We start from the raw sequence: 270 nt of genomic DNA, 5'->3' as shown, positions 1-270 counted from the left end.
GACGGGTTTCTCACCCGTCTTTCGCTACTCATGCCTGCATTCTCACTCGTGTAGGCTCCACCGCTGGTTTCCACCGCGACTTCACTGCCCACACGACGCTCCCCTACCACTCCAGACGCCTGAACCAACCCCACAAGGGGGCAGCTTGGCTATTGTCTGAAATCCACAACTTCGGCGGTGTACTTGAGCCCCGCTACATTGTCGGCGCGGAATCACTTGACCAGTGAGCTATTACGCACTCTTTTAAGGATGGCTGCTTCTAAGCCAACC

At 56.3% G+C, this 270-nt stretch carries 1 rRNA gene; it reads right to left on the bottom strand.

Going from position 1 to position 270, the window contains the following annotated elements:
* Positions 1 to 270: ribosomal RNA gene (locus ARTB_RS21475) — 23S ribosomal RNA — on the bottom strand; the annotation flags it as partial.

The organism is Arthrobacter humicola, assembly GCF_022803015.1.
Classification (GTDB): Bacteria; Actinomycetota; Actinomycetes; order Actinomycetales; family Micrococcaceae; genus Arthrobacter; species Arthrobacter humicola_A.
This window is presented reverse-complemented; position numbering and strand designations above follow the sequence as displayed.